Source organism: uncultured Williamsia sp. (genome assembly GCF_947494875.1).
Taxonomy (GTDB): Bacteria; Actinomycetota; Actinomycetes; order Mycobacteriales; family Mycobacteriaceae; genus Williamsia_A.
The window spans coordinates 259,624-284,596 of record NZ_CANLWM010000007.1 but is presented as its reverse complement, the minus strand read 5'-3'; the positions used below and the strand labels follow the sequence as shown (position 1 = coordinate 284,596).

Sequence of the window (24,973 nt, the reverse complement as noted above, 5' to 3'; positions counted from 1 at the left end):
TCAGCGCTCCTCGCGGAAATCGACGTGACGGCGCACGACCGGGTCGTACTTGCGGATCACCAGGCGATCGGGGTCGTTGCGACGGTTCTTGCGCGTCACGTACGTGTATCCCGTTCCCGCCGTGGACTTCAGCTTCACCACCGGGCGGATGTCGGTGCTCTTGCCGGCCATCAGACCTTCTCTCCTCGTGCGCGGATCCGCGCGACGACAGCCTCGATGCCGTCACGATCGATCGTCTTGATGCCCTTCGCCGAGACCCGCAGCGTCACCGTGCGGCCCTCGCTGGGCAGGAAATAGCGCTTGCGCTGCAGGTTCGGATCCCACCGTCGCGACGTGCGGACGTGGGAGTGCGACACCTGCTTGCCGAAACCGGGCACCCGCCCGGTCACCTGGCAGCGTGCGGACACGTGCCCTCCTCATGCAAATGGAAATCGTTCTCGATTGTGGCTACGGTAGCGCTTGTCGACAATCATTGCCAACAAGAGGAGGTCCAGTGCAGAAGACGCCGGTGTTCGTCGTGGCCGGGCTCGACCCGGTCGCCGTCGACGCGGTCGCGACGGGCCTGTCGGTGCCGGGGACGGCGGTGGTGCACCACGACCTGGTGGAGGTGTCGCTGGGGATCATCACCCGGACCGTGCGACAGGTCGACGCCGACGGCATCACGCAGACCTGGGTGACCCGCATCGACCTGGACCACGGGTGTGTGTCCTGTGCGCTCCGGCACGACCTGCTGCCGACGTTGCGCGCTCTGCATCGCCGGTCGACCGTGGAACGCATCGTCGTGGCCCTCGACCCGCTCATCGAGCCGGAGCCTCTGTGCTGGGCGATCGAGAACGTCGACGTCGTCGGGGTGCCGGGGCAGATGGACGGCCCGGCTGCCCGTGACGTCTGCGTCGAGGCGGTCATCGGCTGCGTCTCGGCGGGGACCTGGCTGGACGAGGCCACCGGTGACCTGACCACGGCCGAGGCCGGTTTCGACTCCGGCGACCCCGCCGACGAGCGGACGCTCGCCCAGGTGGCCGTCGGGCACGTCGCCGTCGCCGACGGCCTTGTCGTGCACGGTGCGGCACCTGCGAACTGGGATGCGGCGGTGTTCGGCGCGGTGGTCCGCCGTCTCGCACCGGAGGCGCCGGTCGTGATGGAGGCACCCGGGCGCCCGCTCGACGGGCGACTGGTGTCGCTCCTCGTCGCGGCCATGCCGCTAGGCGCGCGTCGTGACCGGACTGTCGGCCCGTTCGACCCGTTGCTGGCCGGTACGCCGCCACTGGAGGCGGACTGCGGCGTGCAGCTCGTCGAGTTCACCGTCGCCCGGCCGTTCCATCCCGGCCGGCTGCACGACGCACTCGACCACCTTCTCGATGGCGTCGTCTGCTCGCGCGGACGGATGTGGCTCGCCACCCAGCCCGACGAGGCGCTGTGGATGGAGAGCGCCGGCGGCGGCCTGCGCGTGGCGACGGGCGGACCCTGGTTGGCGGCGATGACCGACGACGAGGTCGCCGACGTCGATGCCGAACGCGTCGCACTGGCCGCGGCGAGGTGGGACCCCGACTTCGGCGACCGGCACACCAGCCTCGTCGTCCTCGTCTGGCGCGCCGACCCCGACGCCATCCGCACAGCACTGCGCCGGGCCTGCCTCACCGACGACGAGATGTCCGCAGGTCAGAGCGTGTGGTCGACCTGGGACGACCCCTTCGGCACGTTCCACGCCGACCCGTGCGAGACGTCCGTCCCGCACCCGATCCACGAGAACGAGGAGAAGTCATGAAGCCCGGAGTCCACCCCGACTACCACCCTGTCGTGTTCCGCGACTCGTCCACCGGCAAGCAGTTCCTCACCCGCTCGACGGTCACGTCCGACGTCACTTTGGAATGGGAGGACGGGAACCGGTACCCTCTTGTGGTTGTCGATGTCACGTCCGACTCGCATCCGTTCTGGACTGGTGCGCACCGCGTGATGGACACCGCAGGACGAGTGCAGAAGTTCGAGCGCCGATACGGGCGCCGCGGACGGCCGTCGTCCGGCGCGAGCCACAAGGGCGACGTCGACACGACCGAATCGTGAAGTGAAGGAAAGGGCTGGATCATGGCGGTACCGAAGCGGCGGATGTCTCGGGCGAACTCGCGGAGTCGTCGTGCTCAGTGGAAGGCCGACAACCCGGCTCTGCAGGAGGTCAAGGCCGGTGGCGTCAGCCAGCGTGTCCCGCGCCGCCTGGTGAAGGCCGTGCAGATGGGCATCATCGACCTCGACCGTCGCTGACAGTCGGTCGTTGACCTGAGCCCGAGATCGGGGCCTCGAGGATTCGTCTCCTCGGGGCCCCGATCTCGTGCTGTCAGGGGTTGGTGGTCGACGTGGCGAGGTCGACGCCGACAATGCTGCGCAGTTCTTCTGGCGTGGTGCCGTGCAGGTCGCGGACGGTCGCGCCGTCCGGGCCGATGTCGAAGGTCGCGAGGTCGGTGTAGATCCGTGTCACGCAACCGATCCCGGTGAGCGGGTAGCTGCATTCCTCGACGAGTTTCGACGTCCCGTCCTTCGTCATGAGGGTCATCATCACGAACACCTGTTTGGCCCCGATCGCGAGGTCCATGGCCCCGCCGACGGCGGGGATCGCACCGGGGGCGCCGGTGTGCCAGTTCGCGAGGTCGCCGCGCGTCGACACCTGGAACGCGCCGAGCACGCAGACGTCGAGGTGGCCGCCGCGCATCATCGCGAACGAGTCGGCGTGGTGGAAGTACGACGCCCCGGGCAGTTCGGTGACCGGGATCTTGCCCGCGTTGGTGAGGTCGGGGTCGATCTGATCGCCGACGGCGGCCGGCCCCATGTTGAGCATCCCGTTCTCGGTGTGCAGGACGACGCCGGAGTCGGCGGTCAGGTGATCGGCGACGAGCGTGGGCTGGCCGATACCGAGGTTGACGAACGAGCCACGCGGGATGTCGGCGGCGATCGCCGCGGCGATCTCGTCCTTGGTGCGGGGGTGGTCGGTCATCGGGGCACCTCCACGATGCGGTCGACGTAGATCGACGGGGTGACGACGGATTCGGGGTCGAGGGAACCGGTCTCGACGATGTCGGTGACCTCGACGACCGTCCGGGCGGCCGCGGTGGCCATCACCGGTCCGAAGTTGCGGGCGGTCTTGCGGTACACGAGGTTGCCCATGCGGTCGGCGATGTGCGCACGGATGAGGGCGACGTCGCCGCGGATGGGGTATTCGAGGACGTGGGTGCGACCGTCGATCTCGCGGGTCTCCTTGCCCTCGGCGAGCAATGTGCCGACGCCGGTCGGGCAGAAGAACGCGCCGATACCGGCCCCGGCGGCGCGCATCCGTTCGGCGAGGGTGCCCTGCGGCACCACCTCGAGCTCGATGGCGCCGTCGCGGTAGAGGCCGTCGAACACCCACGAGTCCGACTGGCGTGGAAACGAGCAGATCACCTTGCGGACGCGGCGTTTCGCCAGCAGCGCCGCGAGGCCCGTGTCGCCGTTGCCGGCGTTGTTCGAGACCACGGTGAGATCGGTCGCGCCCTGGTCGATCAGTGCGTCGATGAGTGCGACGGGCATCCCGGCCATGCCGAACCCGCCGACAAGGATCGTCGCACCGTCCTCGATCCCGGCGACCGCCTCGGCGGTGCTGTGACAGATGGTCGTCGTGCCCATGCAGGTCCTCACCGGTACTTCCGTTGCCGCAACTGATGATTTACAGAAAACTTGCACTCTTTTTCTACCGTCTTCCGCAGATACCCGGGGGCAGCCGGGAATGTGCGCGTGAGCGCGGCGAGATCGGAACGTGGTCGTGAGTGCTCATCGGGTGAAGAACCGTGCGAAGGCCAAGGCTCGAGCGGCACGAGTGGCGAAGCGCGCGCAGGGACGGCATCGCGCATCGGCGCAGCACGAGGTGCCGCTGTGGATGAAGACCGGCGCGGTCGCGATGGGGATCGGTGCCGCGGTGTTCGCGGGCAACGGTGCGATCGCGGGCGCCGACACGGCGACGGGTGCCTCGAGCGGCGGTGTCGCGGCCACCGACTCGTCGACCTCGTCGAGTGCGGCGACGACGCGAACCGCAACCGACGTGCCGTCGCCCACGTCCACCGCGAGCGACGTGCCTTCGACGTCGTCGACCGGCACAGAGCCGCCGACAGGGTCGCCGGTGGCGGGTGCATCGGACACGGCGTCGTCCACCCCCGGATCGACCGCTCCGTCGGGGACCGCCGGCACGACGGCGCCGCCGCCGCCGGCTGCACAGCAGTCCGGCGCAGCCACCGGTGGCGCGTCATCTGCGTCGGGCGGCGCTGTCACGACGGCCGGGTCCGGGGCGACCCCCGGTGCGAGCTCGCCGTCGACGCCCGCGAGGACCTCGACGTCGACCACCCCCTCTTCGTCGACCGCAGCCAGCGCGGGGACGGGTACGACATCGGGTGGTGTCGCCACCTCGACAGCAGGATCGACAACCTCCCCCGCCCCGACGGCGCCGGCAGGTTCGGTCGCCAGCTCGCCGAGCATCGTCACCGCGAGCACTCCGACCGCGGCGGCGTCGACGTCCACCACCTCGGCTCCGGCAGTGCTGCGGGCAGCGGCGACGCAGCAGAAGCAGGCTGTGGTGGCGCCGGTGTCGGCGATCGCTGCGGTGGGATTGACGCTGTTGGGGGTGCCGGTCGCGGCGACGAACCAGACGACGGGACTGCCGGTCACCCCGGCGCCGGTGGTCAACCCGCTCGGTGATCTGGTGGCGGCCTTCTTCCGCCGGATCCAGTCGGTGTTCGATCCGTACCGCACGAATCAGAACGCGTCGACGACGATCAACTCGACGACGGGTCAGGTGACGGGCAGTGCACAGTTCACGAGCCCGTTCTTCCTGCCGCAGTGGTACACCATCACCGCGCCTGCCGGGGGTACCGCGAGCATCGACAAGAACGGACAGTTCGTCTACACCCCGACCGCGACGGCCCGTCACGCCGCTGCGGCACCGGGGGGTGCCACGTCGGACTCGTTCACCGTGACCGCGAACAACGCGATATCGAAGTCCTCGATCGTGGTCACCGTGCCGATCGTGCCGATCAATTCTGCTCCGGTCGCGGGTGCGACGACCGTCGGCACTCCGAGAGCCGATGGTGCGGTGTCCGGGTCGGTGTCGGTGACCGACAGGGACAACGATCCGATCACCTACACCGCGTCGACTCCCGGCAAGGGCAGCGTCGTGGTCAGCAGCACCGGCGGGTTCACCTACACCCCGACCACCACCGCGCGCCACGATGCCGCGTCGACCACCGCGCCGACCTCGGCGGCATCGGACGGGTTCACCATCACCGCCTCCGACGGCCACGGAGGTGTCACCCCGATCTCGGTGGTCGTCCCGGTCCTCCCGGCGAACCAGGCCCCGGTCGCGGGTTCCACCACGGTGGGCACGCCAGGGGCGAACGGTGTCGTCACCGGGACCGTCTCGACGACCGACGCCGACAGTGACACCGTCACCTACACCGCGGGAAGCGGCGCGGGCGCGCCGAGCCGCGGCTCGGTGGTGGTCACCCCGGCAGGCGGGTTCACCTACACGCCCGCCAGCAGCGCCCAGCACGCCGCCGCTGCCGGCGGCGGGGCGACATCGGATTCGTTCACCGTCATCGCCTCCGACGGGCACGGCGGGTCGACCCCGATCAGTGTCGTCGTGCCGATCGCCCCGGCCAATCAGGCGCCGGTCGTCGGGACGACGACAGTGGGAGCACCCGGTGTGAACGGTGTTGTGGCCGGATCGGTCTCGGCGACCGATGCCGACGGAGACACCGTCACCTATTCCGCCGGGAACGGGTCGGGTGCGGCCCCGTCGCGGGGGACGGTGGTGGTCACCTCGAGTGGCGGGTTCACCTATACCCCTGCGGCCGGAGCGGGAGGCAGCGGTTCGACCAGCGACACGTTCACCGTTATCGCCTCCGACGGTCACGGCGGAGCCACCCCGATCAGCGTGACCGTGCCGATCGCAGCAGACAATCAGGCCCCCGTCGCCGGGATCACGTTCGCCAACCCACCCGGCACGAATGGCGTTGTCACCGGGTTCGTCTCGGCGACCGACCCCGACGGAGACCCCGTCACCTTCAGCGCACCCACCACCGGTCTCAGCGCTCAGGGCGGCGCAGTCGTCGTCGACGGCGCCGGGACCTTCACCTACACCCCGACCGCAACGGTTCGGCACGCCGCGTCCGCGAGTTCCCGGTACACCGACTCGTTCACCATCACCGCCTCCGACGGACGTGGTGGGTCGACGCCGATCACCGTGACCGTGGCCGTGTCCCCCGTCAATGCTGCGCCGGTGGCCGGAATGTCATCAGCCACAGTCGTGTCGACGGTGACCGGTCAGGTCACCGGGTCGATCGGCGCCACCGACGCCGACGGCGACCACCTGGAGTTCCACGCTCCCAGCACCGGTCTCACCTCCGGCGGCGGGTCGATCACGGTGTCGACGGACGGCACCTATTCCTACGTCCCCACAGCAGCAGCGCGCCATGCCGCTTCCGCGCCAGGTGGAGTCGGCGCCGACTCTTTCGTGGCAACTGTCGACGATGGCCACGGGGGGACGACGCCGATCACCGTCACAGTGCCGATCTCCCCGGCCAATCAGGCTCCGGTCGTCGGGACATCCACTGTCAACGCGGCCGGCGCGAACGGCGCCGTCACCGGGTCCGTGTCGATCACCGACCCCGATGGCGATCCGCTGACCTACACCTCGACATCTCCGGTCAACGGGGGATCGGTCGTGGTCAACGCCAACGGCACATTCACCTACACCCCCGGCGCCGCGGCACATTCCGCCGCGGCGAACGGTCCGACCACCGACACGTTCACGATCAGTGCCGGTGACGGACACGGTGGAGTCACCACCCCGATCAGTGTCACGGTGCCGATCACTCCGGCCAACCAGCCGCCGACGGCGGCGCCGTTCACGAACGGGTCGACGATCACCGGCGTCACACCGGACACCAACACCGTGACCGGGACGATCACCGTCACCGACGCCGACAACGACACCCTCACCTACACCGCCGGCACCCCCGCCAGGGGGTCGGTGACCGTCAACTCCGACGGCTCCTTCACCTACATCCCGACTGCGGCAGCCCGTCACGACGCCGCGGCGACGGGGAACTTCTCCGACACGTTCACCGTGACCGTCAGCGACAGTCACGGCGGCTCGATCCCTGTCACGGTGACCGTGCCCGTGAGCCCGATCAACACCTCCCCGGTCGCCGGGACCACCACCGTCGGCACACCGAACGCCACCACCGGCGTCGTGACCGGCGCGTTCTCCGCCACCGACGCCGACGGTGACGCTCTCACCTGGTACCAGAACGGCAGTCCCACCAACGGTTCGGTGACCGTCGACACCGACGGCACCTTCACCTACACCCCCACCACCGACGCACGCACCGCGGCCGCAAACGGCGGTGCGACCAGCGACACCGTCAGCGTGGTGGTCGTCGACGGCCACGGCGGCGTCACCAACGTCACCGCAACCGTGCCCATATCCGCACCCGCGGTGAATCATTCACCGATCCTGGACGCCACGACGTTCACACCGTTCGCTTCCGTCGGTCAAGTGGTCACAGTCACCCTTCATGCCACAGATCCCGACGGGGACCCCATCACGTTCTCGGGTCCGAGTCGAGGCGCACTCACCGCAGACGGGAGACTCACCTTTATCGTGACCGCCGCCGACCTCGTCTTGGGCTATGCACCGATCATGGCCGTCGCCACTGACAATCGGGGTGGCATAACCCCCATCAGCATCTTCGTACCCGCGAACCCCGACCGCGCCCCCGTAGCCGGGCAGGTCACGACAAATGCCCCCGGCGCGGGGGGATTGGTCACCGGGTCGGTCACCGCGACCGATCCCGACGGCGACCCCCTCACGTTCACCGGGCCCACCGGGGCGACCACGAACGGTGGCAGCGTGACCGTCACGCCCACAGGTGGTTTCACCTACGCCCCGAGTACGACCGCGCAGCACGCCGCTGCCGGCGGCGGGCCGACCACCGACAGCTTCTACGTCAACGTCACCGACGGCCGAGGCGGCTCCGTCGCCATACCGGTCACCGTCACCATCGCCCCGGCGAACACGGCCCCCACCGCGACCGTCCGCGCCGGCTCCGGTCCGGCAGGCAGTGTCGCCAGTGCGAGCGTCACTTCGGGGAGTGTCGGCTTCACCATCGTCGGCAACGACGCCGATGGTGACGCGATCACCTTCAGTGTGCCCAGCGGGGGTACGCCGCGAGGAACAGTGAGCCAGGTCGGGGGATCCTCGGGGTCGTTCGTGTACACGCCCACCGTCTTTTCTCGCATGGCTGCGTCGACGCAGTCTGTGCTCACGGACACCTTCACGGTGACCATGACCGACGGGCACGGGGGCAGCACGCCGCTGCAGTTCACGGTGCCGATCATCGGGGTCCAGACGACGACCACGATGTTCCTGTCGGTGGTGGTGACGAACGGGATGACGACCATCGTCGCCACTCCGCAGTTCATCCCGCCACCGCCGCCCATCACGACGCCGCCCACCACGACACCGCCCACGACGGGTGGTTCCGGCGGCACCGGGGGTGGGGGCAACAACTTCTACTGCGAAGACGACGGTCACGGCGGCATCTACTGCCCAGTGCGCTGATCCGGTCAGACGTCAGACGTCAGACGTCAGACGGTCGATGTCAGCTGACGGCTCCCCGGCCACCAGTTGCGGGCACCGAAGAGGCGCATCATGGCCGGGACCAGGATCATCCGGACCAGGATGGCGTCGAAGATCACCGCAACGGACAGCGCGAAGCCGAACTGCTTGAGCTCGAGCACGTCCGCGGTGAGGAAGCTGGCGAACACCGCCACCATGATCGCAGCGGCCGCGGTGATGGGGCGGGCGGTGTGCTCGATGCCGTCGACGACGGACTCGAGGTTGTCGCCGGTGCGGGTGAACACCTCGCGCATCCGGCCGATGAGGAACACCTCGTAGTCCATCGACAAACCGAACACGACGGCGAACACGGTGATGGGCAGGTAGATCTGCACGAAGCCGACGCTGGTGAAGCCCAGCACCGACGACAGCCAGCCCCACTGGAACACCGCGACCGTCAACCCCATCGCGGCGCCGGTCACCAACAGGTTCATCAGCACGGCCTTGACGGGGATGACGATGCTGCGGAACACGATCGCGAGGTACAGGAACGAGAAGCCGAGGATCGCGGCGATCACCCACGGCAACTTGCCGGAGATCTCCGACGACGCGTCGACGACGAGAGCCGTCGTCCCACCGACGTATGCGCGGGGCCCGCCGTCGGCGGTGATCGCATCGGCCCGGTCGCGGATCGACTGCACCAGCTCGTTGGCCTTCGACGAGTCGATCGGCACGGACGGGATCACCACCATCAGCGATCGGCCGTCGTTGCTCTGCGAGTACGTGAACGACACCCGCGGGTCCTTGCGGAGCGCGTACTCGAGTTCGATCGCCTGCTCGGCCTGGCGGTCGCTGAGCGGTCCGCGGTTCGGTCCGGTGAACACCGTGGTGATGGGGGACGAGGTGCCGGGCGCGAACTTCTCGGCCAGCACCGTGTTCGCGGGCCCGGTCGGTTGGTCGCGGAGTGCGGCGGTGCCGATGTCGACGCCGTACTTGATCGAGCCAAGCGGGATGATGCAGAGGACCAGCAGCAGCACACCCGCGACGGCGTACAGCCAGGGGTGTCGCATCACGTGCCGGGCCCAGCGGGCCCAGCGGCTCGTGCCGGCGTCGATCCGCGCGTCCGCCGGTCGGAACCGCTCGGGCAGGCCGAACTTGTCGACCGCCGGCCCCAGCGTCGCGAGACCCGCGGGCAGGACTGTCCACGCGGCCACCAGCACACACACGATGGTCAGTGCGACGACGAACGAGATGGTCCGGATCGCCGGCACGTCGACGATCGTCAACGAGGCCAACGCGATCATCACGATGAGCCCGGAGATGGCGATCGTGTGGCCCGCTGTCCCGAGGGCGACGCCGGTCGCGCGCATGACGCCCTCTCTGTCGGACCGTGACGTCACACCGCGTCGAGCCAGTTCCTCACGGAACCGACTCACGACGAACAACGAGTAGTCGATGCCGAGGCCCAGACCGATCATCGACGCCACCGTGGTGACGAGGACGTCGAACGACATCACATGGGCCAGAGCGGAGATGACGCCGAACGCGAACACCAGCCCGATGCCCGTCGAGATCAGTGGGATGGCGCCCGCGACGATCCCGCCGAGTGCGAGCACCAGGACGATCAGGGCGATGGGGATGCCGACGCTCTCGGCGCGTGTCGCGTCGTCGGACTCGACGCGGGTGAGGTCGACGGTCATCGGGGAGTACCCGGTCATCGCGACGGTGATGCCGTCGCGACCGGCGCCCGACAACGATGCCTGGAGTCGCTCGGCGATGCCGATGCGGTCGCTGGCGTCGCCGGAGATCCCCACCAGCGCAACTGCAGCCGTCCTGTCCTGCGAGATCTGCGGCGCGAAACCCTGTGTCTGGTAGGGGTCGACGACGGTCACCACATCGCGCTCGCCGCGCAGTTCGCGCACCACGGACTCGACGCGATCGCGGAACCGCGGGTCGGACACGTCGCGGTCGGACGACGAGAAGGTCACCGCGAGCTGTTCGCTGCCGAAGTCGCCGAAGTGCTGAGCGACCAGGCTGTCCGATATGGACGAGTCACGGTCGGCGACACCGAAGTCGACGCCGACCAACCGCGACTGCAACGTCGGGTACAGCGCCGCCGCGACCACCACGAACAGCAGCCCGACGGCGAGGACGACATACCGATGGCGCGCGACGAACTCGCCCCACACGACACCGGGCGAACGGCGCGCGGTGGTCGCCGCGGGTCGGTCGGCCATGTCCAGCATGGTTCAGCTCCCGGAGATCTCGCGCGAGTAGATGCGATAGGTGCGGTACGGGCTCATCTCGATCCGGGACAGGACCGATCCCTTCATCCAGTCGCTGTCGTCGAGGACGGGTGCGCCCTCCATCCGCGTGTATCCGCGCGCGGCGATCCGACGCCACATCTCGACGACGATCTGCGATGCGACCGAGCGGTCCGGGCAGGACGAGTCGACGAGCATCATGTCGACGCGGACACCGTCCATCACCTCGGTCCGCCTGCGACCCTTCACGTATCGCAACGTCGTCAGGTCGCGCACGAGACGACTGCGATGGTGCGCCGCACGTGCCATCGCCTGGTTCGCGTCGGGGATGCCCATGAAGAACGCGACGGGTTTCCCGCGGTACTCGGCCAGCAGCGTGAGCTCCGGGTCGAGTACGGGGAGCATCATCCTCAGTAGATCCCACATCTCCGCGCGCGACAGAGGCGAGAACCCCCAGAAGTCCTGGAACGTCGTGTTGTACAGCTCGCGCACGATCTCGGCGTCGCGGCGCAGCGTGCGGTAGCTCATGGTGCGGAACGTGACCTCCGACCGCGCGCTGACCCGCTCGTAGAGTTGCTTGTGCCGCGCGAACGTCGGGCTGCAGAACATCTCGTACGGCTCGTCGAAGCGGTAGCTGTAGAAGTCCTTGATGGCGGCCATGCCCCACTTCTCCAGCTGCGCCGCGTAGTACAGCGGGTTGTGTGGCATCCCGATGAGGGGGAGCTTGTTCGCGTCGTCGACGAGGACACCGGCGCTGTAGAACATCGACGGGCTGAACGGGCCGGCCATGCTCGCGAGTCCCCGCTCGGACAACCACGACGACGCGGCGTCCAGAAGGGCCTCGGCGACGGCGAAGTCGTCGACCGCCTCGTAGAAGCCGAAGAACCCGATGGACTCCCGGGTGTAGGAGGTGAACCCGGTGTCGTGGATGGCGGCGATCCGCCCCACCGGACGCAGGCCGTCGAGCGCGACGAAGGCCTGCACGGTGCGGATCTGCCGCAGTTCCCTGGCCGGGGAGCGCAGCGTCGCGTCGACGTCGAACGGCTCGTCGGGCAGGCCGTAGGGGTCGTCGGCGTAGACCGTCGTGTAGACGGCCGCGAAATCCTGCCAGTCCGCGTCGGATCGGACCGGTACGACGCTGATCACAGCGGGGCCTCCTCGAACACTGCTGCGCCCAGGTCGATCCGGGCGTCGCCGGACACGGCGACGGGTGACCGGGCGATGGTGGTGCTGCCGGCGAACACGTACTGACCGGGCCGGACGGTGATCTGCTCGACGAGGGCGTCGGGCAGGAAGACGTCGCACTGGGAACCGAACCGGATCATCCCGTACTGCTCACCGCGGCCGACGGTCTCACCGACGTCGACGTGCGCGACGATCCGATTGACCCACAGGTCGGCGATCTGGGTGACGGTCGCGACCGCCCCGCCCGGATGACGCACCCCGATCGTCAACCGCTCGTTCGTCAGCAGATAGTCGCAGCCCTCGTCGTACGGGGTCTGCCGCGCCAGCAGGTTCGCCCCGACGCGGGCCATCGACCGGTTGAACGGTGCCGCGGACCGGTGACGTCGCGCGACCACCGTCCCCGCGATGGGAGATCGGTTGCGGTGCACCGAGTACTCCGTCATGTAGACGCCGATCAGGAAGCCACTCGTGTCGGTCGCGATGTCGGTGAACTCCTCCAGCGGGATGGTCCGGCCCTTTTTGACCGCGAACGGGACCTGGCCGTGCTCGACCCGCTTGACGTAGGTGACGACCCCGTCCGCCGGGGCGACGACGGCGCACGCGTCGGATGGTGGAGTGCGGACCGGGTCGCGGAAGAAGAACCGCAACCGCCACCACGCGACGGCGCCGGCGAACACCGACGCCGTCGCAGCGACCGCGCCGAGCGTCCACCGTGCGGCAGGGGACACCCGGCTCAATGGTCACGTCTCTCGTCGACCGACGCGGCCCAGGACGCCCAGCGGTCGAGAGCGGGGCGACCGAGACCGCCCGGCAGCAGCCCGATCCCGGCGCACACCGCGTAGAACCCCAGGGACAACACGGCGTTGCCCATCTCCGGCAGCAGCGGGGTGTCGGCGTGGGCGACCCGGGACGGCTCCGCGCGACGACCGACCACCCCGACACGCGGGGTGACCTCCCCGGTCACGCGCCGGCGATGGCGGGCGCCCGCCGGCCCGACAGCAGGTCCTTGAGGGTGACGGTGCTGAAGTACAGCTCGAACAGACGCCGGTGGTCGCACCACGACGCGTCGTGGTCGGCCGGGAAGATGGCCTCGGGCTTGTGCACCTTGCGCATGAGGACGTCGATGTTGTCCCCGAGCATGGTCGCCGCGAACTCCTCACCGGCGAGGTCGGCGACGCGACGGTAGAAGTCGTCCCAGGTGACGAGGTCCAGACCCAGCAGGTCGGCGTAGAGCCGGTGGTCGTAGCCGGTCGGGTTCGACGGCAGCATCCGCGCCATCGGCACGTCGGCCTTGGCGTTGTGGACCATCACCTCGCAGATCACGTCGACGGGGACGTAGTTCATCCCGGGGCCGTCCCAGATCGCGCCGACGGCGATCGCGACCTCGACGATCCGCCAGAAGCTGTAGGCGCGACCGGGATCGAGACCACGCTGCGTGCTGCCGAGGATGTAGGGCGCCTCACACAGCGTCACCGAGAAGGTGTCGTCGTCGGCGAGCCACCCGAGCAGTACCGAGTTGACCCACTTCATCTGGGCGTAGCCGGAGTACCACCACGAGTCGGGTCGGCGGAAGTCCTCGGCGCGCTGGTAGAGGTGGGCGCCGATGCTGCCGACGTAGGTGACGTGCTTGCGCGTGCGGGTGATGGAGAACTCGAGCACCCGCAGGAGGCTGAGGAACCAGTCGTCGCGCAGGTCGACGTAGCTCGACAGGTAGTCGGTGGAGCTGGCGCAGTTGTAGATGAGGCCGATGGAGTCGGCGAGTGCGGTGTAGCCCTCGCGGTCGAGACCGAAGAAGCGGGCGGTCGGGTTGCCCTCGACGATCCGCACCTTGGCCATGTCGACGCTGATCTCGTACTGGTCGAGGGTGGCCTGCAGCCGCCGTCGCGCCGACTCCGACTCCGTCGGCCGGATCATCGCGACCACCTCGGTGATCTGCGCGTCCCGCGACAGCTGACCGATGAGGTGGGCGCCGAGGAACCCGTTGCCGCCCAACACCAGTGCGGTGTCCCGGCGGGGCTCGGGCATCGTCGCGACGCGACGGCGTGTGGCGACGTCGACCGTGGGACGCAGGGCCGTCGGATCGCCGGTGCTGAGCGCGACGACGTCGGCGTACTTGCCGGCGAAGCGCAGGCTCCGGCAGTCGCGGGTGATGAGTGCATCCGCGTGCGGCCACACCGGCCGCAAGGACTCACCCGACGATCCCAGCCCTGAATTCATCCCTCGAAACCTCCCCGTCGCACGTCCATGAGCGGAGTGACCGTATCGGCGCAAAAGGGACAAGTGTGACGGCCGTCGCACAAGTTTGTGAGTACCCACAGAGGCCGGACGCAACATCTGTTGACGTTCCTGTCGCCTGCTGTGACCCGACCTGATCGCGAAGGACAACAAACGATCGTGTCGTCTCAGCACGATCTCAGTCGGCCCGTCCACACTGGAGGGCATGCGCATCCTGGTGGTCGACGACGATCGCGCGGTCCGGGAGTCGTTACGGCGGTCGCTGTCGTTCAACGGCTACACCGTGGAGACCGCGAGCGACGGCATGGAGGCCCTCGACGCCATCAAGTCCGAGCGGCCCGACGCCGTCGTGCTCGACGTCATGATGCCCCGGCTGGACGGCCTCGAGGTGTGCCGGCGACTCCGCAGCACCGGCGACGACCTGCCGATCCTGGTGCTCACCGCCCGCGACAGTGTGTCCGAGCGGGTGTCCGGCCTCGACGCCGGCGCCGACGACTACCTGCCGAAGCCCTTCGCGTTGGAAGAACTGCTCGCGCGGCTGCGTGCGCTGCTCCGGCGTGCCGGGGCCGACGTCGAGGCCGACTCGGAGTCGATGGAGTTCTCCGACCTGCGTCTGGATCCGGTGACCCGGGACGTGTCGCGGGGTGAGCGCCCGATCAGCCTCACCCGCACCGAGTTCGCGCTGCTGGAGATGCTCATGGCCAATCCTCGGCGCGTGCTCACCCGAGGGCGCATCCTCGAGGAGGTGTGGGGCTATGACTTCCCGACCTCGGGCAACGCCCTCGAGGTCTACATCGGGTACCTGCGGCGCAAGACCGAGGCCGACGGTGAGCCCCGTCTGATCCACACCGTCCGCGGCATCGGGTACGTGCTCCGCGAGACGCCACCGTGATGCCGTCGGGCGCCGGACGCGACGGCGGCGCGCCCGACACCGTCGCCCACCCCCCGTACCCGACGGGGGATGTGGTCGTCACCGCTCCGCAGGACACGCACAACGGCGCCCCACCCGGGTGGCAGCCGGCGCCCGTCCAGGTGCCCGGTCGGATGCGGGAGCCGACCGGACTCACGCGCGAGATCTCGCTGCGGACGCGCGTCACCCTTCTCGCGGCGACCGTGGTCGGCATCGCCGTGGCGGTGATGGCCGCGAGCGCCTATGCGGTGGTTTACCGCGCGATGTACGCCGATGTCGACGCGCAACTGGTCAATCGCGCCGACGGGATGACGCAGCTGGCGCGCCTCGGACTGCTCGATTCCTCGCCGGAGAGCCTCGTCGCGGGCACCATCTTCTCGTCGGACATCTCCGTCGCCCTGGTGCGCTCGAACGGGCAGGTCTTCCAGATCGGCGAGGTCCCGATCGGCGCGGTGGAGCGCGACGTCGTCTCCGCCCCGGACCCGTCGTCGCCCGCGGCGTCGAGCCTGCGGACGGTCGGCGATCAGCGTGTGCTCGCGCGCAAGCTGTCCGACGGCAACACGCTGGTGATGGCGCAGAGCCTCGAACCCACCGACAAGGTGCTGGGCCGACTCGCGTGGGTGCTCGCGATCGTCGGCGGGTGCGGCGTCATCCTCGCCGCGGTGGCCGGCACCACCGTCGCCCGCGCCGGGCTGAGACCCGTGGCGCGATTGACCCAGGCGGCCGAACGGGTCGCCCGCACAGACGCTCTCGAGCCCATCCCGGTCAGCGGCAACGACGAGCTCGCCCGGCTCACCGACAGTTTCAACGCGATGCTGCGGGCGTTGGCCGAGTCGCGGGAGAGACAGTCGCGGCTCGTCGCCGACGCCGGACACGAGCTGCGCACGCCTCTCACATCCCTGCGGACGAACCTCGAGCTGCTCATCGCGAGCAATGCGCCCGGGGCGCGTGCGCTGCCCGAGGCCGACATGGCCGAACTGCAGCACGATGTGATGGCCCAGATCGAGGAATTGTCCACGCTCGTCGGCGATCTCGTCGACCTCGCCCGTGACGACGCCCCGCAGGCCGTGGCCGAGGAGGTCGATCTCACCGAGGTCGTCGACCGTTCCCTCGAGCGTGTCCGACGGCGCCGCAGCGACGTCGACTTCTCGGTGTCGATGGCGCCCTGGTTCGTGTTCGGCGAGTCCAACGGGCTGTCGCGGGCGGTGCTCAACGTCCTCGACAACGCGGCCAAGTGGAGTCCCCCCGACCGTCCCGTCGTCGTGGAGCTGCGTCCGATCGGACCCGACCGCGTCGAGCTGACCGTCTCCGACGCCGGCCCGGGCATCCCGGAACAGGATCGCGGCCTGGTGTTCGAACGGTTCTACCGATCGGACTCCGCGCGATCGATGCCCGGATCGGGACTCGGGTTGGCGATCGTCCGCCAGGTCGTCGCGCGCCATGGCGGTTCGGTGGAGGCCGGCGAGTCCGCCATGGGCGGTGCGCGGATCCGCATCGAACTCCCCGGGCGCCCGACGCCGGGGTTCGGACCCGTCGGCGACGCGCGGTGACCTGTCCGTGACCGGACCCCCGTCGACCGAGTTCCTTTCGGTACTCATCGGAGGGTCTCAGACCTCTCTCAGGGCACCCGTCCAGGATTAGGGTCGACACGTACGACGACGCCACGCCGCGTCACTCCCCGCGGAGGGTCCCGCGTCCGACGGACGCAGGCCGACCCGACCGCCCCGGAGCAGCCATGGAGGGCAGCCACGCATGAGCGACAACCAGCAGGGTGGGGACACCGGATCGGACTCGTCGCCGTCCGGTGATCACGGCCGCCACGAGGGGTCGACACCCCAGTACGGATCGGCCGACACGTCCCGGTACGGGTCGGGGGAGAACGACACCCAGCAGTACGGGAGCCAGCCGTCCTACGGACAGCACGAGTCCGGTCAGTACGGCGGCGGCCGGCAGGGCTCGGACCAGGAGTACGGCTCCGGGCAGCAGTACGGCTCCGGTCAGCGATACGACTCGGGCCAGCACTACGGGTCGGGCCAGTACGGCTCCGGTCAACAGGACTCGGGCCGGCAGTACGGCAGCGGCGGGTCCTTCTCGCAGCCGTACGGCCAGGCCTACTCGGGCAACCCCTACGGCGGGGCCCAGCAGTACGGCCAGACGCAGCCGTTCGGGTCGTACGGCGGGGGCCAGTCCTCGCCGTCGTACTACCCGGCGACCGCCACCCAGCCCAAGCGCGGCGGTTCGCGCGCGGGTCTCGTCGCCGGCGTGATCGTGTTGACGGCTCTGGCCGGCGGGATCGGCGGCGTCGTCGGCGCGGGTCTGGAGGACTCGTCGTCGCGCTCGCTGTCCTCACCGCTCGGCGGTGACCGCGACACCTCGCAACCCGTCCAGGGTGAGCAGGGGTCCGTCCAGGAGGTCGCCGCGAAGGTCCTTCCCTCGGTGGTGTCGATCGACGTGCGCGTCGGCAACCGCGAGGGGGAGGGGTCCGGGGTCGTCCTGAGCCAGGACGGCTTCATCCTCACCAACAACCACGTCGTGACCGCCGAGTCGGGACGGTCGGGTCAGCTCACCGTCAGCTACAACGACGGCAGCACGTCGGGGGCATCGGTCGTCGGTGCCGACCCGATCTCCGACATCGCCGTCATCAAGGTCGACAAGACCGGACTCACCCCGATCACCGTCGGCACCTCCGGCAACCTGGCCGTGGGTCAGAACGTGATCGCCGTCGGCTCGCCGCTCGGGCTGGCCGGCACCGTCACCACCGGCATCATCAGCTCGCTGAACCGGCCGGTGTCGACGCAGGGCGCGAACGACAGCACCGCCTCTGTCATCGACGCGATCCAGACCGACGCCGCGATCAACCCCGGCAACTCCGGTGGCGCGCTGGTGAACGGCAACGGTGCGCTCATCGGCATCAACACCGCGATCGCGAGCCTCTCGGACAGCTCCAGCCAGCAGGGCGGCAGCATCGGGCTCGGCTTCGCCATCCCGATCGACCAGGCGATGCGCATCGCGCAGGAACTGCAGCGCACCGGGAAGGCGACCCAGGCGGGTCTCGGGGTGTCGGTGCAGTCGTCGGGCGAGAACGCCTCGACGCCCGGCGCCCTGATCTCCGCCGTGCAGGCGGGCGGCGCGGCGTCGAAGGCGGGCATCCCGTCCGGCGCGCTGGTCACCAAGGTCAACGACCGCGTCATCAGCTCCGGTGACGCCCTGGTCGCGGCCATCCGCTCGCACGCCCCCGGGGACACCGTCTCCATCAGCTACACGGCCAACGGTCAGTCCAAGACCGTCCAGGTCACCCTCGACACGCTCGACACCGGAGGACGATGATGACCGACGACAACCGCGCCACGATCCTGCGGATCCTGCCCGAACCGCCGGCCGCGGACACCCTCGACGACGAGCTCGCCTCGATCGGTCTCGGTGTCTCTGCGCAGGATGTCGCCGCCGCCGACCGGGCCGCCGAGCAACTGTCGGCGGGCGCACGCGAGGATGACCGCATGACATCGGTGAGCCTGGAGTCCAGCGACCTCGGTCGCGCCCTGGTGGTCGTCGTCGACGACCGCGCCGCGCACGGCGAGGACCAGACCCTCATCGGGCCGCTGGTCGGTGAGTTGCTCACCGAGGCCGGCTTCCACGTGGACGCGACCATCGCGGTCTCGGCCGACGAGGTCGAGATCCGTAACGCGCTGAACACCGCCGTCATCGGTGGCGTCGACCTGGTGGTGTCGGTCGGCGGCGTCGGGGTGAGGCCCCGTGACGTCACCCCCGAGGCGACGTCGGGTCTGATCGACCGACGCCTGTACGGCATCGAAGAGGCGGTGCGGAGCTCCGGACTGGCCGCCGGCGCGTCCGACGCGGGCTTGTCGCGCGGCGTCGCGGGGATCTCCGGTCAGACGCTCGTCGTGAACCTCGCCAGTTCGCGGGCCGCCGTGCGGGACGGCATGGCGACCGTCGCGCCGCTCGCCGAGCGCATCATCTCCTCACTCACCGAGCTCTGACCGCGAGGTCGTGTCCGACAAGCGATCTGACAACGCTCCCATGCAGGAATCCGCATGGGAGCGTCGTCGTCGACTGGCCCGGATCTTCGGCGACGACATGCCCTCGGTGACGTCCGACGAGACCTCAGATGAGGGTGCCCTAACCAAGGGTGACGCAGATCACGAAGGGCAATCGTCCGCCTCCGACAGGTGGCTTCGGGAGAACCGGCCACCGCACCACGGCTAGACACTTCACCTGCTCCTGACCGTTTCGGTCGCTCTGACCGAAATCGACCGATGGCGACGAGTGTCCGTGCTGCCCAGGCGCCGGGCGCGACCATTTCGTGACGCGCCCGTACTCATCTGTTGTCCGCTCACGTCGCACGGGTTAAGTTTCCTCCCGACAACACACCCACCACAGGTGTGGCGTCGCCGCGGGTCGGGCTGTGGCACACGCACGGGGGTTGAGCCCACCCGGAATTAACGTCTGGGAAACATCGGGCAACACCACCGTCAAGTGTTACAGCCACGATTTCGCGGACCGCCAGGTTAGACCGGGTTAGAGTTCACTTCACTTCTCGAAAGTGAGAATTCAAACCGGTTCACGCACGTCCTTGAGAGGGAACGAATGAGCACGAAGAGCAAGCTCGGTCTGCGCCGCCTCGCAGCGGCCGCCGCCGTCGTCGCGGTATCGGCCGTCGGTCTGGCAAGCATGGGCGCGGGCAATGCTGCCGCCGGTGCCCTCCCCAACGGATCCAAGACCACCGTCGGTGTCGACGGCACCACGATCAAGCTTGCCCGCACGGGTGAGGGGATCTACCCGGTCAAGTCGCAGGCGAACAACGGTGCCGGTCGCGCCGCGGAGACCTTCGGCAACTTCTTCGCCACGTACCCCAAGGGCACGACGGGCAAGCTGACCGTCGGCTACCTCATCGGATGCCAGATCAACATCGACGGCCTCAAGGGCGGGCTCGGATTCTCCTTCGGTGGGCCCGGTGACACCAGCGTCTCCATCCTCCCGACCGCGGGCTTCTCCGGTTCCCTGACCGTGCCGCTGTCGCCCGGCCAGGTGCAGACCGTGGCCGTCGGCGCGAAAGAGCTGAAGGGCACCACCGCCGCAGTTCAGCTCCAGCGCTTCCAGATCGACGTGCAGCAGTGCGGCGGCTTCGCGCAAGCCCGATCGATCGCCGTCCTCGAGACCACGGGCGACTACTACATCAAGTCCACCCTGTACGGCGTCCCGTTCACGCTCGGCTGAGCAGCAGATCCGTCCATTCATCTCCGATAGACCCATCTGCTGCACGCAGAACGACTTTCCTGAAGGGGAAATCATGAACACCAGCACCAAGCGTCGCGCCGGCGCAGTCGCCGGCCTCGCCGCCGTCTCGGCCGTCGCCCTCTCCAGTCTCGGCGCGGGTGGCGCCGCCGCCGGTCCGCTCCCGGGCGGGTTCACCAGCCAGACCCTCGTCGACGGCACCAAGGTGACTGTCCGCCTGTTCGACGAGTCGGTCGATCGGCGTCAGCCGTCCACCGTGGCCCTGCCGACCAGCCGTAACGTCCTCGTCTCCGGAAAGGTCCTGGTGACCGTCGGCGGATCGGGTGCCAGCGGTGGCGCGATCGACGCGGGTTACATCGTCGGCTGCCAGCTGAACTTCGGTGCCGGTGCCACGGCCAACAGCGGACTGAACACCGACACGCTCATCAACACCGCGACGGGCAGTGGTGGAGACTTCTCCGGAAACAACATCGGCAGCTCGTTCGAGCTGTCGCCGGGCAAGGCCACCGCGGTCAGCGTCGTGAAGGACGGTGACAACACCGGCTTCGAGTTCGCCGGTAAGCGCGCCGGTCTCGCCTACAGCCAGGAGGCGTTCCGGGTCGACGGATGCGCCGGCTTCGCCGAGGCCAAGGCCTACGTCAAGGTGAAGGTCTCGACCGACGCGGTCGACGGCTACGTCACCCTCGTGGGCAAGCCGTTCAGCATCGGCTGATCCAGCACGACCTCGGACAACGGGGAGCGGCCCACAGGGTCGCTCCCCGTTTTCTGTGTATTCATTCGCAGTGCGCAATAAGGGTGGCTCATGTCACTCTTGATCTGCACAATGGACGGGTCGCGCAGCGCCCGGTGGTTGAGCCACGACGCGACGGGTACTCAACGGGCGCAACGGACATCGGAACACGACGCAGTGGGGATGAAGATGAGTGTGGCTGTCGGCGGCGGTCTGGGGAACCGCGGCGAGGACGACGGGAAGCTGGTGGCATTCGAGCTGGGCTGGTTCCAGCGCGGCGGGGGACCCGCCGAGGCGATCCGGGAGCAGTTCGGGATCGGCGACGTCGAGTTCTTCCACCGACTCAGCGAATACCTCGACAGCACGATCGAACGTCCGGGCGTCGACGAGGCGCTGCCGCCGCACGTCGTCGAGAAGATGAAGGCTGTCTGCCGCAAGCGACTCTGGCTCGCCCGCGCCGGCTGATCACCCACGCGCCCCGCGGTGGCCTCTGTGGGTGTTGAGCATCGCGCCCCGTTCGCGATATAGTACGCGTGCCGTTTTTGGTATGAACCTCACTTCTTCGCTCTCAACGGCACCACTGCGCTGACCTCCGCCGAGGCCGCGCTCGGTCGGCCGGACGGATGTGACGATGCGCGACTGGTTGTCGGGTGTCGGCGGACGGTTCGACCAGCGCTCCGCGGCTGTCCTCGCGAGCACGTCCGGAGCGGTTGTGCTGCCGATCTTCCCGGTTGCCTACCCCGACATGGTCCGCCCGGGCCTCATGCCCTGGCTCATCCTGATCTGGGCGTACTCGGCGCTGTCCATGATCGCCACCGCCGTCGCAGGCCGTCTGAGCGACCGCCTGTTCGTCCTCCTGGGCGCCGGCGGGATGGTGGGTGTCGCGGGCTCGGCGTACGTGCTCGCCGACCCGGGTACCTCCCATGCGGTTCTGGTTCTCCTGGCAGCCATCCCGGCGCTCGCCGCCATGCACTCGCGGCCCGCGATCGTCGTCGGATTCGTCGTCATCGCACTCTCGTTGGCCCTTCTGGTCGCGGCTGCGGTGGCGCCGTCGTGGCCTGAGTTCGCCGTCGCGGCAGGGTCGACGGCGATGGCGGTGACGATCCCGACGACCCTGGTCGCCGCGCTGCGCCGATCCCTGATGGCCCTCGTGCGGCGACTCGAGACGATCAGCGACACGGACCCGCTGACGGGCGTGCTGAACCGGCGCGGCGTCGAGGCGCAGGTACACGCGCTGATGGACGGCGCCGTCCTCGGTGAGCGCGGGCTCGGAGCCGCGGTTGTCGACATCGACCACTTCAAGGCGGTCAACGACAGCCTCGGTCACTCGGCGGGCGACCGCGTCCTCGTCGACGTCGCCGAGGCGGTGCGGGCCAGTGCCCCGCACGGCGCGATCGTCGCGCGGGTCGGGGGTGAGGAGTTCTTCCTCCTGGCCGCCGTCGACGACGAGACGGAGATCCTGGCGATCGCGGAGAGGACGCGAATACGCGTGGCAGGAGAGACATCGGTGACGGTGAGCGTCGGCGCGGTGTACGCCGGAGTGCGCCAGGTCAGCACGTCACCCCTTCTCCCGTCCATGGACCCCGGCCGCGAACTGATCGACATGTTGTCGCGATCCGCCGATGCGCACCTGTACGCGTCGAAGGCGGAGGGCCGCGACCGGGTCGGCATCGGGAGTGTCGACGCGGTCGAGTGGAGCCCCGTGCAGATCAGTCGGTCGCGCTCCCGCTTGATGCTGTCGATGCGATCGTGACGTCCTCCTCGGGTGACGTACGGCGGAGTCGGTGGCGCACAACCAGCCCCACGATCGCGTCGATCACGATGCCTGTGATGACCCACGAGGCGTTGCCGAGAACCTTCTCGACCCGCTCGTAGGACGCGCCCGGGCCGTAGACGCCCGCCCGGTGAGAGAGCTCGCGGTCCAGAGAACGCGGTCGAGTGCGGCCTGCGTGGTGCTCGGTTGCCGCCGCCAAGTACATTCCATGGAAACCAAATCCGAGCCAAGGCGAGCCGAGGAGTCCCCGTGCGTGCAGCGTTCTACGACCAGCAGGGGCCTGCGGCCGACGTCCTCCGCCTCGGAACCGTCCCGGAGAGCGAACCCGGCCCCGGCGAGGTTCGCGTGCGTGTGACCCGGTCGGGGATCAACCCCGGTGACGTGAAGAAGCGACAGGCCTGGCTCGGGTCACCGATGGCGTTCGATCGGATCGTTCCGCACAGTGACGGTGCCGGTGTGATCGACGCGGTCGGCGAGGGCGTGGACGCGAGCCGCCTCGGACAGCGTGTGTGGGTGTTCAAAGCGCAGTCGTATCGAGCGTCGGGCACCGCGGCGGAGAGCACCGTGGTGCCGACCGGCCTCGCGGTGGACCTTCCCGACGAGGTCTCGGACTCCGTCGGCGCTTGCCTGGGGATACCCGGGATCACCGCTCACCGTGCAGTCTTCGCCGACGGCCCCGTCGCGGACAGCACGGTCCTCGTGCATGGTGTCGCCGGTGCGGTGGGGTCGCTTGCGGCGCAACTCGCTCGCCGGGCGGGAGCCCGCGTGATCGGCACGGTGCGCCGCGACGGAGACGTCGACGGCGTGGACCCGGGTGTGGCCGACGTCGTCGTGTCGACAGCCGCCGACGGTGCTGACCGAATCCGGGACGCCGCTCCCGCGGGCGTCGATCGCATCGTCGAGGTGGCGCTGTCAACGAACGTCGATCTCGACAGCCAGGTCGTCGCCCCGAACGCCGTCATCGCCGTGTACGGCAGTCCTGAACCGCGGCCGGCGATCCCCCTGTGGCCGCTTCTCTTCGCGAACGTCTCCATCCGGCTCCTGGGCAGTGACGACTTCCCGATCGCCGCCAAACTTGCGGCCGCGCACGATCTCACGCGTGCTGCCGCCGACAACCCACGTCTCGTCCCGCGGATTCAGGAGTTCCCGCTCGACCAGATCGCAGCCGCCCACGAACTGATCGAGAACGGACACCCGTCGGGCCGCGTCGTGCTCACCGTCTGAGCAGGTGCGGTCAGGCCTCGTGCCGGCCCGGTTCGTCCGCCGCGCTCGTCGACGCCGTCGACCAGGTCCCCTCCGCCGCGTTGTCGCCTTCGTGGCGCTCGGTCGACGGGCCGGTGGCATCGACTGCCCGTCGGCGACGCACCCGGTGCTGCACCACCAGCAGCGCGACGGCCAGCACGACCACGCCCGTGATCACCCACGAGGTGTTGCCGAGGATCTTCTCGATGCGCTCGTAGGACGTCCCGGCCGCGAACCCGAGACCGGAGACGACGGCCACCCAGATGATGCCGCCGATCGCGTTTGCGATCGCGAAGGTCCGGAACCGCACGTCGCTCATGCCGCCAGACCCGGCATGAGCGCGCGGAGCGCTGCTGTCCATCGCCCGACGAGCACCGCGATGGCGCCGCGCTTGCGGAGTTCGTGCCGTCCCCGCTCGATGTGGTGGGGCTTGATCAGCCGCTGCGGCAGCTTCGCGAGCAGCGCTGCACCCCACCGCCGACCGACCTCGAAGCCGATGAAATCGCCGATGATCGCACCGGCGATGGCCGCCACGATGACCTCCCACAGCTGGAGGCGCCCGCCGCTCGCAGTCACGCCCGCGACCAGCACGGCGATCTCGCCCGGGATGACGACCCCGACGAACACCGACGCCTCCAGCGCCGGGAAGAGGAACGCCATCGTCAACACCAGCCACGGTGGGAGTTCGAGCAACCAGTCGAAAACGGCGTTGATCACGTCTGCACCCTAATCGGGCGAGGCGGACATG

Annotated in this window: 25 protein-coding genes; 13 read left to right on the top strand and 12 right to left on the bottom strand. The window is 69.1% G+C overall.

Going from position 1 to position 24,973, the window contains the following annotated elements; genetic code table 11:
* Positions 1 to 171, bottom strand: coding sequence for a 50S ribosomal protein L33 (gene rpmG / locus Q1A98_RS17515; RefSeq protein WP_253654229.1), 171 nt, complete (start codon positions 169 to 171; stop codon positions 1 to 3).
* Positions 171 to 407 carry a 50S ribosomal protein L28 gene (rpmB, locus tag Q1A98_RS17510; RefSeq protein WP_299575839.1) on the bottom strand — a complete coding sequence of 79 codons (237 nt, stop codon included), beginning with the start codon at positions 405 to 407 and terminating at the stop codon, positions 171 to 173. Before rpmB ends, rpmG begins: the two co-directional genes overlap by 1 nt.
* 86 nt (positions 408 to 493) lie before the next feature.
* On the opposite strand from rpmB, the gene Q1A98_RS17505 reads away from it, so the two are divergent.
* The 3 genes from Q1A98_RS17505 to rpmF are packed head-to-tail and all read left to right on the top strand — an operon-like array spanning position 494 to position 2,256.
* Positions 494 to 1,765 carry a GTP-binding protein gene (locus Q1A98_RS17505; protein ID WP_299575837.1) on the top strand — a complete coding sequence of 424 codons (1,272 nt, stop codon included), beginning with the start codon at positions 494 to 496 and terminating at the stop codon, positions 1,763 to 1,765.
* On the top strand, positions 1,762 to 2,061 hold the full coding sequence (locus tag Q1A98_RS17500) for a type B 50S ribosomal protein L31 (RefSeq protein ID WP_299575835.1): 300 nt from the start codon (positions 1,762 to 1,764) through the stop codon (positions 2,059 to 2,061). The genes Q1A98_RS17505 and Q1A98_RS17500 overlap by 4 nt, the downstream gene beginning before the upstream one ends.
* A gap of 21 nt (positions 2,062 to 2,082) precedes the next feature.
* The gene (gene rpmF, locus Q1A98_RS17495; RefSeq protein ID WP_299575833.1) at positions 2,083 to 2,256 is read left to right on the top strand and encodes a 50S ribosomal protein L32; all 174 of its coding nucleotides are present in this window, start codon (positions 2,083 to 2,085) and stop codon (positions 2,254 to 2,256) included.
* 73 nt (positions 2,257 to 2,329) lie between these two features.
* On the opposite strand, the gene Q1A98_RS17490 is transcribed toward rpmF, so the two are convergent.
* From Q1A98_RS17490 to Q1A98_RS17480, 3 genes are all read right to left on the bottom strand, one after another.
* Positions 2,330 to 2,983 (bottom strand): 3-oxoacid CoA-transferase subunit B, encoded by a 654-nt coding sequence (locus Q1A98_RS17490; RefSeq protein WP_299575831.1) that lies wholly within the window; start codon positions 2,981 to 2,983, stop codon positions 2,330 to 2,332.
* Entirely contained in the window at positions 2,980 to 3,648 is a 669-nt protein-coding gene (locus Q1A98_RS17485; protein ID WP_299575829.1) for a 3-oxoacid CoA-transferase subunit A, read from the bottom strand. Before Q1A98_RS17485 ends, Q1A98_RS17490 begins: the two co-directional genes overlap by 4 nt.
* Positions 3,649 to 3,792: 144 nt before the next feature.
* Positions 3,793 to 4,680: a hypothetical protein gene (locus tag Q1A98_RS17480; protein ID WP_299575827.1), complete on the bottom strand. Its 888-nt coding sequence runs from the start codon at positions 4,678 to 4,680 to the stop codon at positions 3,793 to 3,795.
* On the opposite strand from Q1A98_RS17480, the gene Q1A98_RS17475 reads away from it, so the two are divergent.
* Entirely contained in the window at positions 4,637 to 8,635 is a 3,999-nt protein-coding gene (locus Q1A98_RS17475; RefSeq protein WP_299575825.1) for an Ig-like domain-containing protein, read from the top strand. The genes Q1A98_RS17480 and Q1A98_RS17475 overlap by 44 nt on opposite strands.
* 26 nt (positions 8,636 to 8,661) lie before the next feature.
* On the opposite strand, the gene Q1A98_RS17470 is transcribed toward Q1A98_RS17475, so the two are convergent.
* From Q1A98_RS17470 to Q1A98_RS17450, 5 genes are read right to left on the bottom strand one after another with little or no spacing between them, the layout of a single operon-like run.
* On the bottom strand, positions 8,662 to 10,869 hold the full coding sequence (locus Q1A98_RS17470; protein WP_299575823.1) for an MMPL family transporter: 2,208 nt from the start codon (positions 10,867 to 10,869) through the stop codon (positions 8,662 to 8,664).
* Between the two features lie 12 nt (positions 10,870 to 10,881).
* On the bottom strand, positions 10,882 to 12,042 hold the full coding sequence (locus Q1A98_RS17465) for a hypothetical protein (RefSeq protein ID WP_299575821.1): 1,161 nt from the start codon (positions 12,040 to 12,042) through the stop codon (positions 10,882 to 10,884).
* Complete coding sequence (locus Q1A98_RS17460) at positions 12,039 to 12,809, bottom strand: phosphatidylserine decarboxylase (protein WP_299575819.1); 771 nt, start codon at positions 12,807 to 12,809, stop codon at positions 12,039 to 12,041. Before Q1A98_RS17460 ends, Q1A98_RS17465 begins: the two co-directional genes overlap by 4 nt.
* Before the next feature lie 5 nt (positions 12,810 to 12,814).
* On the bottom strand, positions 12,815 to 13,045 hold the full coding sequence (locus tag Q1A98_RS17455; RefSeq protein WP_299575817.1) for a serine/threonine protein phosphatase: 231 nt from the start codon (positions 13,043 to 13,045) through the stop codon (positions 12,815 to 12,817).
* Positions 13,042 to 14,298: an SDR family oxidoreductase gene (locus Q1A98_RS17450; RefSeq protein ID WP_299575815.1), complete on the bottom strand. Its 1,257-nt coding sequence runs from the start codon at positions 14,296 to 14,298 to the stop codon at positions 13,042 to 13,044. The genes Q1A98_RS17455 and Q1A98_RS17450 overlap by 4 nt, the downstream gene beginning before the upstream one ends.
* A gap of 223 nt (positions 14,299 to 14,521) precedes the next feature.
* Between Q1A98_RS17450 and Q1A98_RS17445 the strand changes: the two genes are divergently transcribed.
* The 9 genes from Q1A98_RS17445 (at position 14,522) to Q1A98_RS17405 (ending at position 24,207) form a co-directional block, all read left to right on the top strand.
* Complete coding sequence (locus tag Q1A98_RS17445) at positions 14,522 to 15,208, top strand: response regulator transcription factor (RefSeq protein WP_299575813.1); 687 nt, start codon at positions 14,522 to 14,524, stop codon at positions 15,206 to 15,208.
* 152 nt (positions 15,209 to 15,360) lie between these two features.
* Positions 15,361 to 16,776 (top strand): HAMP domain-containing sensor histidine kinase, encoded by a 1,416-nt coding sequence (locus Q1A98_RS17440; RefSeq protein WP_299575985.1) that lies wholly within the window; start codon positions 15,361 to 15,363, stop codon positions 16,774 to 16,776.
* A 202-nt stretch (positions 16,777 to 16,978) separates the two neighbouring features.
* Positions 16,979 to 18,553 (top strand): trypsin-like peptidase domain-containing protein, encoded by a 1,575-nt coding sequence (locus Q1A98_RS17435; protein ID WP_299575812.1) that lies wholly within the window; start codon positions 16,979 to 16,981, stop codon positions 18,551 to 18,553.
* Positions 18,553 to 19,224 (top strand): molybdopterin-binding protein, encoded by a 672-nt coding sequence (locus Q1A98_RS17430; protein ID WP_299575811.1) that lies wholly within the window; start codon positions 18,553 to 18,555, stop codon positions 19,222 to 19,224. Before Q1A98_RS17435 ends, Q1A98_RS17430 begins: the two co-directional genes overlap by 1 nt.
* A 607-nt stretch (positions 19,225 to 19,831) precedes the next feature.
* Complete coding sequence (locus tag Q1A98_RS17425) at positions 19,832 to 20,461, top strand: MspA family porin (RefSeq protein ID WP_299575809.1); 630 nt, start codon at positions 19,832 to 19,834, stop codon at positions 20,459 to 20,461.
* A gap of 73 nt (positions 20,462 to 20,534) precedes the next feature.
* On the top strand, positions 20,535 to 21,191 hold the full coding sequence (locus Q1A98_RS17420; RefSeq protein WP_299575807.1) for an MspA family porin: 657 nt from the start codon (positions 20,535 to 20,537) through the stop codon (positions 21,189 to 21,191).
* 207 nt (positions 21,192 to 21,398) lie between these two features.
* Entirely contained in the window at positions 21,399 to 21,674 is a 276-nt protein-coding gene (locus tag Q1A98_RS17415; RefSeq protein WP_299575805.1) for a DUF3263 domain-containing protein, read from the top strand.
* 166 nt (positions 21,675 to 21,840) lie between these two features.
* The gene (locus Q1A98_RS17410; protein ID WP_299575803.1) at positions 21,841 to 22,962 is read left to right on the top strand and encodes a diguanylate cyclase; all 1,122 of its coding nucleotides are present in this window, start codon (positions 21,841 to 21,843) and stop codon (positions 22,960 to 22,962) included.
* A 270-nt stretch (positions 22,963 to 23,232) separates the two neighbouring features.
* Positions 23,233 to 24,207, top strand: coding sequence for an NADPH:quinone reductase (locus Q1A98_RS17405; RefSeq protein ID WP_299575801.1), 975 nt, complete (start codon positions 23,233 to 23,235; stop codon positions 24,205 to 24,207).
* 10 nt (positions 24,208 to 24,217) lie between these two features.
* On the opposite strand, the gene Q1A98_RS17400 is transcribed toward Q1A98_RS17405, so the two are convergent.
* Together Q1A98_RS17400 and Q1A98_RS17395 are read right to left on the bottom strand one after the other, a co-directional pair.
* Positions 24,218 to 24,544: a hypothetical protein gene (locus Q1A98_RS17400; protein ID WP_299575799.1), complete on the bottom strand. Its 327-nt coding sequence runs from the start codon at positions 24,542 to 24,544 to the stop codon at positions 24,218 to 24,220.
* Complete coding sequence (locus Q1A98_RS17395; protein ID WP_299575798.1) at positions 24,541 to 24,942, bottom strand: VTT domain-containing protein; 402 nt, start codon at positions 24,940 to 24,942, stop codon at positions 24,541 to 24,543. Before Q1A98_RS17395 ends, Q1A98_RS17400 begins: the two co-directional genes overlap by 4 nt.
* Positions 24,943 to 24,973: the final 31 nt, after the last annotated feature.

Coding starts and splice junctions, on each gene's coding strand:
- Q1A98_RS17450 (WP_299575815.1), bottom strand. CDS start 14,298: ATGAATTCAGGGCTGGGATCGTCGGGTGAGTCCTTGCGGCCGGTGTGG.
- Q1A98_RS17425 (WP_299575809.1), top strand. CDS start 19,832: ATGAGCACGAAGAGCAAGCTCGGTCTGCGCCGCCTCGCAGCGGCCGCC.
- Q1A98_RS17500 (WP_299575835.1), top strand. CDS start 1,762: ATGAAGCCCGGAGTCCACCCCGACTACCACCCTGTCGTGTTCCGCGAC.
- Q1A98_RS17400 (WP_299575799.1), bottom strand. CDS start 24,544: ATGAGCGACGTGCGGTTCCGGACCTTCGCGATCGCAAACGCGATCGGC.
- Q1A98_RS17410 (WP_299575803.1), top strand. CDS start 21,841: ATGCGCGACTGGTTGTCGGGTGTCGGCGGACGGTTCGACCAGCGCTCC.
- Q1A98_RS17420 (WP_299575807.1), top strand. CDS start 20,535: ATGAACACCAGCACCAAGCGTCGCGCCGGCGCAGTCGCCGGCCTCGCC.
- Q1A98_RS17485 (WP_299575829.1), bottom strand. CDS start 3,648: ATGGGCACGACGACCATCTGTCACAGCACCGCCGAGGCGGTCGCCGGG.
- Q1A98_RS17470 (WP_299575823.1), bottom strand. CDS start 10,869: ATGGCCGACCGACCCGCGGCGACCACCGCGCGCCGTTCGCCCGGTGTC.
- Q1A98_RS17445 (WP_299575813.1), top strand. CDS start 14,522: ATGCGCATCCTGGTGGTCGACGACGATCGCGCGGTCCGGGAGTCGTTA.
- Q1A98_RS17490 (WP_299575831.1), bottom strand. CDS start 2,983: ATGACCGACCACCCCCGCACCAAGGACGAGATCGCCGCGGCGATCGCC.
- Q1A98_RS17430 (WP_299575811.1), top strand. CDS start 18,553: ATGACCGACGACAACCGCGCCACGATCCTGCGGATCCTGCCCGAACCG.
- Q1A98_RS17440 (WP_299575985.1), top strand. CDS start 15,361: ATGCGGGAGCCGACCGGACTCACGCGCGAGATCTCGCTGCGGACGCGC.
- rpmG (WP_253654229.1), bottom strand. CDS start 171: ATGGCCGGCAAGAGCACCGACATCCGCCCGGTGGTGAAGCTGAAGTCC.
- rpmF (WP_299575833.1), top strand. CDS start 2,083: ATGGCGGTACCGAAGCGGCGGATGTCTCGGGCGAACTCGCGGAGTCGT.
- Q1A98_RS17435 (WP_299575812.1), top strand. CDS start 16,979: ATGAGCGACAACCAGCAGGGTGGGGACACCGGATCGGACTCGTCGCCG.
- Q1A98_RS17415 (WP_299575805.1), top strand. CDS start 21,399: ATGAGTGTGGCTGTCGGCGGCGGTCTGGGGAACCGCGGCGAGGACGAC.